Here is a 14341-nt window from a genome sequence, read left to right on the forward strand (position 1 = left end):
AAAGCGGCGGGCCGTTATGGCTCGCTTGCCGTAACCTCCACCGCCTCGACCTTCTTGCCGGCAAAGCGCAGCGCGACTTCGCCATTGATGAGCTTCAGGGCCACATCGCCGAAGAGTTCCCGCCGCCAGCCGGTCAGCGCCGCCACGGTCGCTTTTTCGCCCTCGGCGGCGATCTTGTCCAGATCGTCGCTGTTGGCGATAACCTTGGCGGCGACGCCGTGCTTGTCCGCCGTCAGCTTCAGCAGAACCTTCAAAAGTTCCACGGCAGCGCCGGAGCCTTCCGGTGCGTGGCTGTGACGCGGCGCCTTCGGCATCTCTTCTTTCGGCAGTGCCAGCGCCGCATTCACCGTTTCGATGATGGCGGTGCCGGAGGCGGACCGTTCCCAACCCTTGGGAATGGTGCGAAGCCGCGACAGCGCCTCGGCGTCCTTCGGCTGTTGCTGGGCGATTTCGAAGATCGCATCGTCCTTGAGGACACGCGACCGCGGCACGTTGCGGGAGCGCGCCTCACGCTCGCGCCAGGCGGCGATGAATTTGAGGATCGCAAGTTCCGTCGGCTTTCGCAGACGCGACTTCAACCGCAGCCATGCATCGTCGGGGTGCATGTCATAGGTGTCGCGCGATTCCAGAATATCCATCTCTTCGGTCAGCCACAGCGAGCGGCCTTCGCGCTCCAGCTGGGCTTTCAGCGCCAGATAGACATCGCGCAGATGGGTCACGTCGGCCAGCGCATAATCCAGCTGCTTTTCGGTCAGCGGACGACGGCTCCAGTCGGTAAAGCGCGAGGATTTGTCAATCTGCACATTCTTGATTCTCTGGACCAGCTGATCGTAGGAAATCGAATCGCCGAAACCGCAGACCATGGCGGCGACCTGCGTATCGAAGATCGGATGCGGTATCAGCCCGCCCAGATGATAGATGATTTCGATATCCTGACGCGCCGCATGGAAAACCTTCACGACGTTTGGATTGGCCATCAGTTCGAACAACGGCGTAAGGTCAATGCCCTTGGCGAGTGGGTCGACCAGCACCTCAAGGGTAGGGCTCGCCATCTGGACGAGACAAAGCTCTGGCCAGAAGGTCGTTTCCCGCAAAAATTCGGTGTCGATGGTAATGAATTCCGATTTCGCCAGTTCCGTGCAGGCCTCGGCGAGGGCGGCAGTCGTTTCAATCATTGCAAATGGCCACTCGTGAAAATTATCCGTCTTACTTTCCCTTTGCCGCGCGCATGTCAATACAAAGCCCGCTTTTCAAGGCTCAAGGATCGTTTTTCTCAGGCGGATTGGGCTCCGGCCCATCCTTTTTGGGTGGGTTGGGGGCGGCGAGCTTCTGGAAATAGGCCGAGGTGCGCAACAGCGAGCTGAACCGCCAGTTCCGTTCCTCAAGTGGTACGCCTTCGCGCACCTGCAGCCGGTAAATCGTGTAAGCGATGAAAACAATCTGTATTGCGGCCGTATAGCTGAACAGCGCCTTCGGGCCGAAATGATCGATCAGGACGGAGGCAAGAAGCGGCCCGACCGTCGCTCCGACAGACCAGAAAAACAACAGTCCAGCCGACATCATCGCATGTTCGCCTTCCTTGGCGTGGTCGTTGCCGTGGGCGGAACTCAATGAATAAAGCGGCAGGGCGAAAGCGCCGAAGATGAAGACTCCGATGATGTTGCTCCATTCATTCGTGCCGGCGAAGAATGCGAGAAACAGGCCGACGATGACCGAGCCCGCCGTTGTGGCGAGAATGATGATGCGCCGGTCGTAACGGTCGGAATAAACGCCGAGCGGATATTGCAGCACGACCCCGCCGATAATGCCCGCACTCATGAAGGTGGCAATGGCGGTAACGGAAAAGCCGATCTGCTCGGCATAGATAGGCCCGATATTGCGGAAGGCTGCCATGCTGAGGCCAACCGCCACGCAACCGACGACCGCAAGCGGGGAGATGCGCCAGACGGCGAAAAGATCGAAGGGAATCTGTTTCGGCGGGGCAGGGTTGGACTTGTCGGCAAGCGAGATCGGCACCAGCGACAGCACCAGCGCTATCGCAATTAACGAAAACACCACCGGACCTTCGACACCCATCACGGCAATGACATATTGCGCCAGCGTCACGGAGCCGAGATCGACGAAACGATAGATGGAGAGCGTGCGCGCCCGATTTGAATTCGTGACCTGCGCGTTGATCCAGCTTTCGATAGCCGCAAAAAGACAGGCGACCGCAATGCCAATGACGAAACGCATCAGCATCCAGAATAGCGGGTGGATGATGAGCGGCATGGCGATGGAAGCGGCGGAGGCGACCGCGGCCATGGTCGCAAAGGTTCGGATATGCCCGATCTTGCGCAAAAGCCGCGTTACGGAAATGCAGCCGAGTGCAAATCCGATGCTATAGGCGGCGCTGATGAGGCCGATGGTGCTGGCGGAAAAACCTTCGGAGAGACCGCGCAGCGCTATATAGGTTCCCTGCAGGCCGTTGCCGCCGATGAGGATACCGGCAGTCACGAGAAGCGGGATAAGAGGTCTGATCTGGCTCATTGCGGGCCGACTCGGTTTGGCGGGCTGGATTAGTCCTATCTAAAGCGAAGGCAGAGGAAAGGACAGGCTGAAGGCGACATTGTTGCGCTTTGCCTTGACAAATCAGGCTGGCCATGCGCTTTTCCGGCAAATTTCGACAGTGCCGCCCATCTGGCCTCCAACGGGCGCACGACACGTTCCAGGATATAAAAATGCATCGTTACCGCAGCCACACCTGTGCCGCTCTCCGCAAGTCCGACGTCGGCGAAACCGTTCGCCTTTCCGGTTGGGTTCACCGCGTGCGAGATCATGGCGGCGTTCTCTTCATCGACCTTCGCGACCATTACGGCATTACCCAGGTGGTTGCCGATCCTGACAGCCCGGCCTTCAAGGTTGCCGAAACCGTGCGCGGCGAATGGGTCATCCGCATCGACGGCCTCGTCAAGGCGCGTTCGGAAGACACCGTCAACAAGGGCATGGCGACCGGCGAGATCGAGCTTTACGCCCAGGAGATCGAGGTTCTCGGCGTGGCCAAGGAATTGCCGCTGCCGGTCTTCGGTGAGCCTGACTACCCCGAAGACGTTCGCCTGAAATACCGCTTCCTCGACCTGCGCCGCGAAACGCTGCACAAGAACATCGTCAAGCGCACGCAGATCATCTCCGCCATGCGCACAGGCATGGCCGATGCCGGCTTTGCTGAATATACGACGCCGATCCTCACGGCCTCCTCGCCGGAAGGCGCGCGCGACTTCCTCGTGCCGTCGCGTATTCATGAAGGCAAGTTCTTCGCTCTGCCGCAGGCGCCGCAGCAGTACAAGCAGCTTCTGATGGTGGCCGGTTTCGACCGCTACTTCCAGATCGCGCCGTGCTTCCGCGACGAAGACCCGCGCGCCGACCGCCTGCCGGGCGAATTCTACCAGCTCGACGTCGAAATGAGCTTCGTGACCCAGGAAGATGTCTGGACCACGATGGAGCCGATGATGACGGCCGTCTTCGAAAAGTTTGCCGAAGGTAAGCCTGTCACCAAAGAATGGCCGCGCATTCCTTATGATGAAGCGATCCGCAAATACGGCTCTGACAAGCCGGACCTGCGCAACCCCATCGTCATGCAGGCCGTGACCGAGCACTTCGATGGTTCGGGTTTCAAGGTCTTCGCGAACATGATCGCCTCCAACCCGAAGGTTCAGGTCTGGGCAATTCCGGCCAAGACCGGCGGTTCGCGCGCATTCTGCGACCGCATGAACGCCTGGGCCCAGTCCCAGGGTCAGCCGGGCCTCGGTTACATCTTCTGGAAGGAAGAAGACGGCAAGGTCGGCGGCTCCGGCCCGCTCGCCAAGAACATTGGCGAGGAACGCACCGAGGCGCTTCGCCAGCAGCTCGGCCTTGAGGCGGGCGACGCCTGCTTCTTCGTCGCCGGTGATCCCGCCAAGTTCTACAAGTTCGCCGGTGAAGCGCGCACCCGCGCCGCCGACGAACTGAACCTGATCGACCGCGACCGTTTCGAAATGTGCTGGATCGTCGACTTTCCCTTCTTCGAATACAACGAAGAAGAAAAGAAGATCGATTTCGCCCACAACCCCTTCTCGATGCCGCAGGGCGGAATGGAAGCGCTGGAAGGGCAGGACCCGCTCTCCATCAAGGCTTTCCAGTATGACGCGGTCTGCAACGGCTTCGAAATCGCCTCCGGTTCGATCCGTAACCAGTCGCCCGAGTTGATGGTCAAGGCCTTCGAAAAGGTTGGCCTCAGCCAAGCCGACGTGGAAGAGCGCTTCGGCGGCCTCTACCGCGCGTTCCAGTACGGCGCGCCTCCGCATGGCGGTTGCGCATTCGGCATCGACCGTGTCGTCATGCTGCTGGTCGGCGCGAAGAACCTGCGCGAAATCACGCTGTTCCCGATGAACCAGCAGGCGCAGGATCTCCTGATGAACGCGCCGTCGCCGGCAACGCCGACGCAGCTTCGCGAACTGGCGCTGCGCGTCGTTCCGTCCAAGAAAGACTGATCGTGTTGAAGACGCTGCTCGACCGGGTTCGCGCAGCCTTCACCCGTGCATTGGCGGCCGCACTTGCGGCCGCTTTTGCGTTCTGGGTGGCGCATCGGTGGCTTGGCCATCCACAACCCGTCTTTGCTGCGATCAGCGCGCTTATCTGCCTTGCTCCGGGAATTCCAAGCCATGTCCGTCAGGGACTTGGGCTGATGGTCGGTGTCACCATCGGCATTCTCGTCGGGGAGGTCGCGCTCCTTGTCCCACATGATTTCGCTGAAATCCGGCTGGCCTCGGCGACCTTCATTGCCATGATCCTCGCCTCCATGTTCGGCCTGCCGCCGGTCGTGCCGATACAGGCTGGCGCTTCAGCCATGCTGGTGCTCCTGATGGGGCCGCAGGTTGCCGGGCTTGTCCGTTTTGTCGATGTTATTGTGGGCGTCGCGACCGGTGTGGCCGTCGCGCTCGTCTTCTTTCGCGAGCGGCTGAAGCTCTAGCTCCGCTTGCGCTTATCACTTTCGCCCCAAAGCCAGCTACCACTCGCGATATGAACTATTGCTGGCACACCAATCCCGGCGTCGCCACAATTTTTCCGCGAGATTTACCGAATTCCGCGAATAAACGGCCGAAATCCAACCCCAGTATGGGGCTGTATCCAATTCGGGGATGCAAGCCACTTGATTTTAAGACTGGGACGGCGCCAGCCGAAATTTTTCCGGTTCTGGCGCGATCATATTTATGAGGATTTCAGAATGGTACACGAGACGAACAAAGAGCCGCCACCGCCGGTCGGGCCAATTCCTCCAGCCATGCCGCGCGGCAATTTTGCCGCCAGCCTGCGTTCACCCGGCGCGAAGTTTCTGATGATCGGTTTCATCTCTATGATCCTGCTGGTTCCACTCATGCTCGTCTGGGGACTGACGGAAGAGCGCGCCTCCCGGGCGAGGGAGGTTTCCGGACGGATCGCGAACGGGTGGGGCGGCGATCAGGTTGTGAACGGCCCTTATCTTGCCGTGCCCTTCGACGTGGAGCGCCGCCGCGAGGTTGATGGCCGAACCATCGTGGATCGCGTGACGGAGTGGGCGCTGGTCATGCCGGAAACGCTGCAGGTGACAGCGGACCTCAAAACCGAGGAAAAGAAGCTCTCGATCTACAGCTTGCCCGTCTATAACGGTGATCTCGTGCTGAAGGGGCGCTTCGGGCAGGGAGTCCTGACAGATCTCGCCCGTTTTGCCGGCACCCCGCGCCTCGACAACGCCATTCTCGTCCTCAGCATAGAGGATATTACCGGTATAAGGTCGAGCGCCGGGGTTCGCATAAACGGCGGCACTGTTTTGCCCTTCGATCCCGGTATGCGCGATATTTCTGTGATCCCAAGCCGCGCCGGTGAAAACAGCTCCATAAGATCAGATGCGGGCGTGCACAGGCCGATCGACAGAAACCTGATCGAGAGCGGCTTTGATTTCGATATCGCATTCTCGCTGAATGGGTCGGGTAGTTTCGCCGTCGCACCAGCCGGCCAGACGACGGGCTTTACGGCAAAAGCCGACTGGCCGCATCCGGGTTTTGAAGGGCTGTTCCTGCCGGAAATCAAAACGGTCACGGCTTCGGATTTCAACGCCAGCTGGACTATTCCCTATCTCGCAAGAGGCATAGACCGTGTTGTCGAGGGTTCGCGGCTGCCGCTCTCCAACAGCCTGATGACGATCAATCTCGTTGAGCCGGTGAAGTTCTATCAGGTCATCGCCCGAACTTTGAAATATTCCATCGGCTTCATCTCGCTTGTCTTCCTCGCCGTCTTCATTGTGGAACTCAAGGGCGGCAGCGTTGTGCACTGGATACAATATGTGCTGACGGGTCTGGCGCTCATCGTCTTCTATGTGCTGCTGCTCGCGCTCGCCGAACATACGGGTTTCACCGTTGCCTATGCGGCGGCCTCCTTCTCCACAGCGGCCCTGATTGCCTTTTATCTTGGCAGTGCCACCCGTAGTCGCAGCAACGGTCTTGCACTTTTCAGTGTTCTGGCGGTGGCCTATGGCGTGATGTATCTGGTCTTGAATGAGGACGAGTATGCGTTGCTTGCCGGCGCGGTCATATCGTTCATCGCCATCGCGGCGACCATGTTTGCAACACGCAAAGTGGACTGGTCTGGAGCGGCTGTTTCGATCGACGTCGCAAACAGCACACGGACCAACGCCACCTGAGGTGGGATAGCTTGATCTTAAAAGCGGGCGCACAACTTGCGGCCCGCTTTTTTGCCGTTTATAGATGGGGCATTCACCACGGACCCGGTGAAATTCCGGGTGGCTCTTCTGGCCGCCGATCCGCCAGACAACGCAAAGCACCGACAGTCCTTCTTAATCTACCGGACATGGCTCCGGCCGGTGCGTCATTCTTTGCGAAAAAAATTAAATGAACAGATTTCAGACTTACAGACGTGAGTGGTTTTCCAATATTCGCGGCGATCTCCTTTCCGGCATCGTCGTGGCGCTCGCCCTCATTCCCGAAGCCATCGGCTTTTCCGTCATTGCCGGTGTCGATCCGAAGGTGGGGCTGTTTGCCTCCTTCGCCATCGCCTGCGTTTCCGCCTTCACCGGCGGGCGGCCCGGCATGATTTCGGCGGCAACCGCTGCGACAGCCGTGCTTATGGTCACGCTCGTCAAGGAACATGGCCTGCAATATCTCTTCGCCGCCACCATCCTCATGGGTATGCTGCAAATCGCGGCGGGTTTTGCGAAACTCGGCCGGGTGATGCGCTTTGTGTCGCGCTCTGTGATGACCGGTTTCGTCAATGCACTGGCGATCCTGATCTTCATGGCGCAATTGCCCGAACTGATCGGCGTACCGGTTGAAACCTATGTCATGATCGCAGCCGGACTTGCGATCATCTATCTCTTTCCGCTGGTCACGAAGATCATCCCGTCACCGCTGGTCGCCATCGTCGCCCTGACCTGCGTGGCGGTTTTCTCCGGCATGGATATCCGCACGGTCGGCGATCTCGGCGAGTTGCCCTCGACGCTGCCGATATTGGCCCTGCCGCAGGTGCCGCTGACCTTCGAGACGTTGCAGATCATCTTTCCCTATTCGATTGCACTGGCTGCTGTCGGCCTGCTGGAATCGCTGCTGACGGCACAGATCGTCGACGACATGACGGATACGGGCAGCAACAAGAGCCAGGAATGCATCGGGCAGGGGACGAGCAACATAGCGTCTGCCCTCATCGGTGGTATGGGCGGTTGTGCCATGATCGGCCAGTCCGTCATCAATGTCAGTTCCGGCGGCAGGGGCCGTTTGTCCACTTTCGTCGCGGGCGCGTTCCTGCTGTTCCTCATCCTGGTGCTGGATGATCTTGTGCGCATCATTCCCATGGCCGCGCTGGTGGCTGTCATGATCATGGTCTCCATCGGCACATTCTCGTGGCGCTCCATTCTTGATCTGCGCCGCAATCCGCCATCCTCCAGCATCGTCATGCTGGTGACGGTCGGCACGGTGCTCGCAACGCATGACCTTGCAAAGGGCGTGCTGGCCGGCGTCCTTCTCTCCGGCGTGTTTTTTGCGGGCAAGGTTTCAAAACTCTTCCATGTCCGGCCGGAGCTTTCAGCCGATGGCCGGGAGCGGATCTATCGCGTCGACGGCCAGATTTTCTTCGCTTCGACGGAAAGCTTTATCGCCGCCTTCGATTTTGCCGAAGAGGTGGAGGCGGTGACGATTGATGTCACGGAGGCGCATCTGTGGGATATTTCGGCGGTCGGCGCGCTGGACAAGGTGGTCCTGAAGTTCCGCAGAGGCGGCAAGCGGGTCGAGGTGATCGGCGTCAATGAGGCGAGCGCCCATATGATCGACCGCTTCGCCCTGCACGACAAGCGGGAAGGCGCTGCCGCACCATTGCATTGAGTGAAAATGAAAGCCCCGGTTTTGAACCGGGGCTTTGTCGTCCTATTCGTTTGCCGTCACCGTCACGCCGAGCATTTTGGGCAGGGTATTCGGCGCGCCCATCGCAGCGCCCATGATCATCGGAAAGGGAACCGGCTTTTCCGGCTCCGCCGTAATCGAGAAGTTTTTCGGATTGTCGATGTAGGTGTTAATTGCCGCCGACACCATGTTCTGCAATTCCGGAACATTGAGCGAAGCCATCATGATCGGGGCCATGCCCTTGATGGTCTGGGCAAGCTGATCGCCCGTCATGCCCTGCTGGCTTGCGGCATAGTCGATGGCGCGCTTGGTGATGCTGGCGTCTTCGAAGCTGATCTCCGCGTTGATGAAGGACAACTGCTGCATCAGGCCCAGCATGGCGAGGCTCGCCGCCTGATCCGCCTGTTCCTTGTTCGGATTGGCGGCCTGCGCCTTCACCGTCTCCTGCATCGACTTGATGAAGGCGAGCGTGTAGCCGGAGAAACCGAACGACATGTTGAGACGGCCGACATCATCGAGGTCGATGGCGTATTCTTCAACATCGATGGTACCGGAGGCCACTTCCCAGCTGCCGCTCATGGTCATGTCGCCGGAGAGCGCCTGCAGCTTCAGCTTTTCGATCGCGTCCTTGGTCGCGGGATCAGTGACTTCGCTGAGATCGGCCTTGAAACCGGAAGCGTCAAGGTCGAAGCCAATGGAGTTCTTGTCATCGCTGACCGACATCGTCGCGCTGGTTTCCTCAAGCGAGAAAGCCTGTTTGCCGTCGACAGAAACGGAGATCGGGCCGCTATGCGCTTCGTCATAAAACATCAGCGCATCGATGGTGCCGGTGGTGGAGTCTGCGGGAATGACGAGACCGGAGATGTAGATGTCGCTCGCCTTGATCTCAACCTTGTCCTGCCGGTAGTCGATATCGTCAAAACGGGCGTTCTCGATCTTGTAGCCGCCGTTGTTTTCCTCGACGCCTTCGAGCGTGATATTGCCAACCGGGATTTTCTTGGCCGGATCGGCGACCGGGTTGAAGGTCACGCTGTTCAGGGTCACCGTCGAGCCGTTAACGGCGACGGAGCCGGCAGCGATCTCGCCGCCCTGTGCGGCATAGGCCGCATTGATCTTCTTCAGGACATCCCCGCCATCCAGCGCGAAAGCGGGCGCCGAAAGCGTAAGAAGCGCGGCGCTCGCGAAAAGAACCTGCCGGGTGGATTTCAGTCTCATGATGTTTCTTCCCTCAACGTACGGCTGTGCACCGTGTTCGAATTCGAATGCTGATACTTATATTCGCGATTATTCAAAGGTCTATAGGATTTAGATCGATTCCCATGACGGCGGCATTGCGGCATTTGCAACGCGGTTAACAAAAAATCGCATGAAAGGGTTGCGTTCATCCACAGCTGCGACCCCTGAATTTCTTGCCGGGAATCGGCATTTCCGCTAGTCAAGCACCATGGGAAAAAATCTTGTACCTCCGTCCGGCGGAGACGATAACATCCATCCGGTCGATTTGAAGGCAGCGCTTGAAGAGCGCTACCTCGCTTACGCCTTGTCCACGATCATGCATCGTGCGCTGCCGGATGTGCGCGACGGCCTGAAGCCGGTTCACCGGCGTATTGTCTACGCCATGAGCGAAATGGGTCTGCGGCCCAATTCCGCCTTCCGCAAATGCGCGAAGATTGTCGGCGAGGTGATGGGTAACTACCACCCCCATGGCGATCAGGCGATCTATGATGCGCTGGCGCGTCTGGCGCAGGATTTCTCGCTGCGTTATCCGTTGGTGGACGGCCAGGGTAATTTCGGCAATATCGATGGCGATAGCCCCGCCGCCATGCGTTACACCGAAAGTAAGATGACGGCGGTGGCCGAGCTTCTGCTCGAGGGTATCGGCGAGGATGCAGTTGATTTCCGCGACACCTATGACGAGTCAAATTCAGAGCCGGTTGTTCTGCCGGGCGCGTTCCCGAACCTGCTGGCGAACGGAGCATCCGGCATCGCTGTCGGCATGGCCACGTCAATCCCGCCGCACAATGCTCATGAATTATGCGATGCGGCGCTTTATCTTATCAAGCATCCCGATGCGTCGGTGGAGAAGCTGGTGGAATTCATTCCCGGCCCCGATCTTCCGACGGGCGGCGTGATTGTCGAAAGCCGCGAGAATATTCTCGATGCCTATAAGACCGGTCGTGGCGGTTTCCGCGTGCGCGCCAAATGGGAGACGGAAGATCTCGGCCGCGGCGGTTACCAGATCGTCATCACCGAAATACCCTTCCAGGTGCAGAAATCGCGCCTGATCGAGAAGATCGCCGAGCTGCTGATTTCCCGCAAGCTGCCGCTTCTTGAGGATATACGCGACGAATCCGCCGAAGACGTGCGAATCGTGCTGGTGCCGAAGAGCCGAACGGTCGATGCGACGCTCTTGATGGAATCGCTGTTCCGCCTGTCTGATCTCGAAAGCCGACTGCCGCTCAACATGAATGTGCTATCGCTCGGCAAGGTGCCGAAGGTGATGGCGCTGAACGAGGTGCTGAGCGAGTGGCTGGCGCACCGCAAGGACGTTCTTGTCCGCCGTTCCCGCCACCGCCTGGCGGCCATCGACCGCAGGCTGGAAATTCTGGGCGGCCTGCTTGTCGCCTACCTGAATATCGATGAAGTCATTCGCATCATCCGCGAGGAGGATGAGCCGAAACAGGTGATGATGGCGAAATGGTCGCTGACGGACCTGCAGGCCGAATCCATCCTCAACATGCGGCTGCGCAATCTGCGCAAGCTCGAGGAATTCGAAATCCGCAAGGAGTTCGACGACCTCAGCAATGAGAAGGCCGAAATCGAAGCGCTGATTGCCTCCGACGACAAGCAGTGGCAGACGGTCGCCTGGGAAATCGGCGAAGTCAAAAAGAAATACGCCAAGGCGACCGAGATTGGCCGCCGCCGCACGCAGTTCGCGGATGCGCCGGATGCCGATATCGAGGCCATCCAGCAGGCGATGATCGAGAAAGAACCGGTCACCATCGTCATCTCGCAGAAGGGCTGGATCCGGGCGCTGAAGGGGCACATGTCCGATACCTCGTCGCTCACCTTCAAGGAGGGTGATGGCCCGAAGCTCGCTTTCCCGGCACAGACGACCGACAAGCTGCTGCTGCTGACGACGGGCGGCAAGGCCTATACGCTCGGGGCCGACAAGCTGCCGGGCGGCCGCGGACATGGCGAGCCGATCCGCATCATGGTCGACATGGAGAACGATCAGGATATCCTGACCGCCTTCGTACATGATCCATCACGCAAACTGCTGCTCGTCTCCACCGCCGGCAACGGCTTCATCGTTGCGGAAAGCGAAATGGTCGCGAATACCCGCAAAGGCAAGCAGATCATGAACGTATCCATGCCTGACGAAGCCAAGCTCGCGGTTCCCGTTACCGGCGACCACGTCGCTGTCGTCGGCGAAAACCGCAAACTCCTGGCCTTCCCGCTGGCGCAGATACCGGAAATGTCGCGTGGCAAGGGCGTGCGCCTCCAGCGCTACAAGGATGGCGGCGTTGTCGACGTGAAATGTTTCGCGCTTGCCGAGGGCCTCAGCTGGTCCGACACGGCCGGGCGTCTCTTCAACAAGGTCGGTGAAGAGCTGCGCGAATGGCTGGCCGACCGCGCGACGGCGGGCCGCACTGTGCCGAAGGGCTTTCCACGTAGCGGGAAGTTTGGCGGGTAAAGCCGTCTGGTATTGACAGGTTATCGATGAAGCGCCGCGTATCGAAACTATATGCGGCGTTTCTGTTCAATGGAGCGGTATAGTGTGATCTTTGAGAAAACGGTATGCGCCGTCCTCATCGATCTCACCTGCAGCGACATCGAGAACAAAAGCCACGATGTCCGCTTGCTCGGCAACGACTTCAAGTCCGTTGATAAAAAGGAAAGTGTAGGCGGCAAGAAAAGCCGTGCGTTTGTTACCGTCGGAAAAGGGATGGTTGCGCGCTATACCGTAAAGATAAGCGGCGGCGAGTTTCAGCGGTTCCTCTTCTCCATAGGCTGCTTTGTGCAATCGACGCGCCAAAGCTGCCTCGAGTGCGTTTTCATCCTTGAGGCCCGGCAAGCCACCGTGTTCGGCTAATTGCTCTTGATGTATAACTTCGATGGCGACACGGGAGAGCCACTTTATATTGCTCACTTGGCGAGTTCTCTCAGAGCTGTATGGTATTTTTTCATACCACGCCGGGCGGCTTCAAGCTGTTCTCTCAGTTCCGCATGCTCGGGAACGAGTTCGATATTGCCGGCAGTTTCTCTGAGTTCCAGCGCGTCGCCGGCCTTGAGACCCATGCGATCCAGAACTTCCTTCGGAATGATGATGCCTTCGGAATTGCCGATTTTGCGGATCGTTATGTTCATGACGATAGCTCCTGTTATAACGGTGTTATAACAGGGCTAAGCTTCGCACACAATGTACGATTTCCGGAGGTTGGATGTGACACTTCCAAATGCCGATTACTTTTCTTCGGGCGTATAAACCTCCCACCCGCGCGGCGTCAGATGCTCCTGCGGATGGTAGCGGGTCTTGTAGCCCATCTTTTCCGAACCATCGACCCAGTAGCCGAGATAGACATGCGGCAGGCCGAGTGCGCGGGTGCGGGTGATGTGATCGATGATCATGAAGGTGCCGAGCGAGCGTTTTTCCAGCTCCGGATTGAAGAACGAATAGACCATCGACAGGCCGTCGCTCATCACGTCGCTGAGTGCCACGGCCAGCAGTTCGCCGCGCTTGCTGGAATCGATGCCGGAACCGGGTTCTCTCACGCGGTATTCGATGATGCGGGTGTTCACATGCGTGTCTTCCACCATGATCGCATAGTCCAGCGCCGACATGTCGGACATGCCGCCGGACTGGTGCCGGTGGTCGAGGTAGCGGCGGAAGAGGGCGAATTGTTCTGTGGAGGGTTCGGCGGCATGAACTGTTGCGACGACATCGCTGTTGGCGGCAAGAACGCGTCGCATCGATTTGGTCGGCTGGAACTGCTCGGAGAGGATACGCACGGACACGCAGGCGCGACAGGTTTCGCAGGCCGGGCGATAGGCGATGTTCTGCGAGCGCCTGAAACCGCCCTGGGTCAAAAGGTCGTTCATTTCCGCGGCGCGCGGGCCAACCAGATGGGTGAAGACCTTCCGCTCCATCTGGTTCGGCAGATAGGGGCAGGTGGCCGGCGCCGTAAGATAGAATTGGGGAGAGGGCGTCGCCTGCGTGTTCATCGAACCGTGATCGCCTCCTGCGTCTGTTATGAAAGCGCGCCGCGATTTCACGGGGCCGGCGGCGGCGCTTCAAGCGACATGCATAATGCCACAGAATGGCAAAATGACGGAAAACGTCAACTGCGGGATGAGGTATTGTAAGGGCTGAAAGCCGCGTTTACGCGGCTTTCCGCCATATTAGCGCGTTCTGACGATAACGGTGCCAAGCAGGAAGTCGTGAACGAGGCGCGAGCGCTCGGTAAACAGGCCTGCAAGCAGGATCAGCGGCGTCAAAACCGAGTTAATGACCCAGAAAAGCACGATGTGAACGGTCGACAGCAGGAAATCGATTCGCCGTCCGTCCATGCGCGCCATCGCAATCCCCATCGCCCGCATCCCCGGGGTGGCCTGCGACGGGCCGCCGAGTGTCATGCCGAAATAGAGCACCGCAACGATCACGAACAGCGCCGGATAAAGGAAGAAGCCGAGACCCAGCGTGATAATGCCGAGGAAGAAGACGATCACGGCAGCAGGGATGCACAAGAGGAGCACGATCGCGTAGTCGATCAGAAACGCGAAGACCCGCCGGCTCAGGACGCCGCTATAGGCGCGCCAGTCATCCGGTGCGGCATAGGTGGGGTTCTGGTCGAGGCTCATCGGTCGTTTTCTCCTGAGAGGGCATGACAGCGCGGCATGAGTGCCGTGTCAGCAGACAATATGGGAAGAAAACGACC

The 14341-nt window shown here is 59.0% G+C and carries 12 protein-coding genes and 1 other annotated feature; of the genes, 5 read left to right on the forward strand and 7 right to left on the reverse strand.

Going from position 1 to position 14341, the window contains the following annotated elements:
- Positions 1 to 14: 14 nt before the first annotated feature.
- Entirely contained in the window at positions 15 to 1175 is a 1161-nt protein-coding gene (gene rnd / locus ACQZ48_RS07480; protein ID WP_191217768.1) for a ribonuclease D, read from the reverse strand.
- A gap of 82 nt (positions 1176 to 1257) precedes the next feature.
- On the reverse strand, positions 1258 to 2529 hold the full coding sequence (locus tag ACQZ48_RS07485) for an MFS transporter (RefSeq protein WP_077982527.1): 1272 nt from the start codon (positions 2527 to 2529) through the stop codon (positions 1258 to 1260).
- Between the two features lie 191 nt (positions 2530 to 2720).
- Between ACQZ48_RS07485 and aspS the strand changes: the two genes are divergently transcribed.
- The 4 genes from aspS (at position 2721) to ACQZ48_RS07505 (ending at position 8384) form a co-directional block, all read left to right on the forward strand.
- Positions 2721 to 4508 carry an aspartate--tRNA ligase gene (aspS, locus tag ACQZ48_RS07490; protein WP_173988660.1) on the forward strand — a complete coding sequence of 596 codons (1788 nt, stop codon included), beginning with the start codon at positions 2721 to 2723 and terminating at the stop codon, positions 4506 to 4508.
- A 2-nt stretch (positions 4509 to 4510) separates the two neighbouring features.
- Positions 4511 to 4987 carry an FUSC family protein gene (locus tag ACQZ48_RS07495; protein ID WP_149146622.1) on the forward strand — a complete coding sequence of 159 codons (477 nt, stop codon included), beginning with the start codon at positions 4511 to 4513 and terminating at the stop codon, positions 4985 to 4987.
- Positions 4988 to 5242: 255 nt separating this feature from the next.
- On the forward strand, positions 5243 to 6694 hold the full coding sequence (gene creD / locus ACQZ48_RS07500; RefSeq protein WP_448728703.1) for a cell envelope integrity protein CreD: 1452 nt from the start codon (positions 5243 to 5245) through the stop codon (positions 6692 to 6694).
- A 77-nt stretch (positions 6695 to 6771) separates the two neighbouring features.
- Positions 6772 to 6827: a sequence feature (sul1 is cis-regulatory element that is thought to sense ions involved in sulfur or methionine metabolism; They are found in Alphaproteobacteria), on the forward strand.
- Positions 6828 to 6902: 75 nt separating this feature from the next.
- Complete coding sequence (locus ACQZ48_RS07505; RefSeq protein WP_448728704.1) at positions 6903 to 8384, forward strand: SulP family inorganic anion transporter; 1482 nt, start codon at positions 6903 to 6905, stop codon at positions 8382 to 8384.
- A 42-nt stretch (positions 8385 to 8426) separates the two neighbouring features.
- Here the strand turns inward: ACQZ48_RS07505 and ACQZ48_RS07510 are convergent, their stop codons facing one another.
- Positions 8427 to 9617 carry a hypothetical protein gene (locus ACQZ48_RS07510; protein ID WP_137410085.1) on the reverse strand — a complete coding sequence of 397 codons (1191 nt, stop codon included), beginning with the start codon at positions 9615 to 9617 and terminating at the stop codon, positions 8427 to 8429.
- A gap of 229 nt (positions 9618 to 9846) precedes the next feature.
- On the opposite strand from ACQZ48_RS07510, the gene parC reads away from it, so the two are divergent.
- Positions 9847 to 12099, forward strand: coding sequence for a DNA topoisomerase IV subunit A (gene parC, locus ACQZ48_RS07515; protein WP_137410086.1), 2253 nt, complete (start codon positions 9847 to 9849; stop codon positions 12097 to 12099).
- A 66-nt stretch (positions 12100 to 12165) separates the two neighbouring features.
- Here the strand turns inward: parC and ACQZ48_RS07520 are convergent, their stop codons facing one another.
- From ACQZ48_RS07520 to ACQZ48_RS07535, 4 genes are all read right to left on the reverse strand, one after another.
- Positions 12166 to 12555, reverse strand: coding sequence for a type II toxin-antitoxin system death-on-curing family toxin (locus ACQZ48_RS07520; RefSeq protein WP_077982521.1), 390 nt, complete (start codon positions 12553 to 12555; stop codon positions 12166 to 12168).
- On the reverse strand, positions 12552 to 12773 hold the full coding sequence (locus tag ACQZ48_RS07525; protein ID WP_059752528.1) for an AbrB/MazE/SpoVT family DNA-binding domain-containing protein: 222 nt from the start codon (positions 12771 to 12773) through the stop codon (positions 12552 to 12554). The genes ACQZ48_RS07520 and ACQZ48_RS07525 overlap by 4 nt, the downstream gene beginning before the upstream one ends.
- A 96-nt stretch (positions 12774 to 12869) precedes the next feature.
- Entirely contained in the window at positions 12870 to 13628 is a 759-nt protein-coding gene (locus ACQZ48_RS07530) for an arginyltransferase (protein WP_077982520.1), read from the reverse strand.
- A 177-nt stretch (positions 13629 to 13805) separates the two neighbouring features.
- Positions 13806 to 14264, reverse strand: coding sequence for an RDD family protein (locus tag ACQZ48_RS07535; protein ID WP_077982519.1), 459 nt, complete (start codon positions 14262 to 14264; stop codon positions 13806 to 13808).
- Positions 14265 to 14341: the final 77 nt, after the last annotated feature.

This window comes from Agrobacterium sp. 22-209-1, assembly GCF_053522485.1.

Excerpts from the sequence above, each read along its gene's own strand:
- parC (WP_137410086.1), top strand. The coding sequence starts at position 9,847 with ATGGGAAAAAATCTTGTACCTCCGTCCGGCGGAGACGATAACATCCAT.
- ACQZ48_RS07530 (WP_077982520.1), bottom strand. The coding sequence starts at position 13,628 with ATGAACACGCAGGCGACGCCCTCTCCCCAATTCTATCTTACGGCGCCG.
- ACQZ48_RS07525 (WP_059752528.1), bottom strand. The coding sequence starts at position 12,773 with ATGAACATAACGATCCGCAAAATCGGCAATTCCGAAGGCATCATCATT.
- ACQZ48_RS07505 (WP_448728704.1), top strand. The coding sequence starts at position 6,903 with ATGAACAGATTTCAGACTTACAGACGTGAGTGGTTTTCCAATATTCGC.
- ACQZ48_RS07535 (WP_077982519.1), bottom strand. The coding sequence starts at position 14,264 with ATGAGCCTCGACCAGAACCCCACCTATGCCGCACCGGATGACTGGCGC.
- creD (WP_448728703.1), top strand. The coding sequence starts at position 5,243 with ATGGTACACGAGACGAACAAAGAGCCGCCACCGCCGGTCGGGCCAATT.
- aspS (WP_173988660.1), top strand. The coding sequence starts at position 2,721 with ATGCATCGTTACCGCAGCCACACCTGTGCCGCTCTCCGCAAGTCCGAC.
- rnd (WP_191217768.1), bottom strand. The coding sequence starts at position 1,175 with ATGATTGAAACGACTGCCGCCCTCGCCGAGGCCTGCACGGAACTGGCG.
- ACQZ48_RS07510 (WP_137410085.1), bottom strand. The coding sequence starts at position 9,617 with ATGAGACTGAAATCCACCCGGCAGGTTCTTTTCGCGAGCGCCGCGCTT.
- ACQZ48_RS07485 (WP_077982527.1), bottom strand. The coding sequence starts at position 2,529 with ATGAGCCAGATCAGACCTCTTATCCCGCTTCTCGTGACTGCCGGTATC.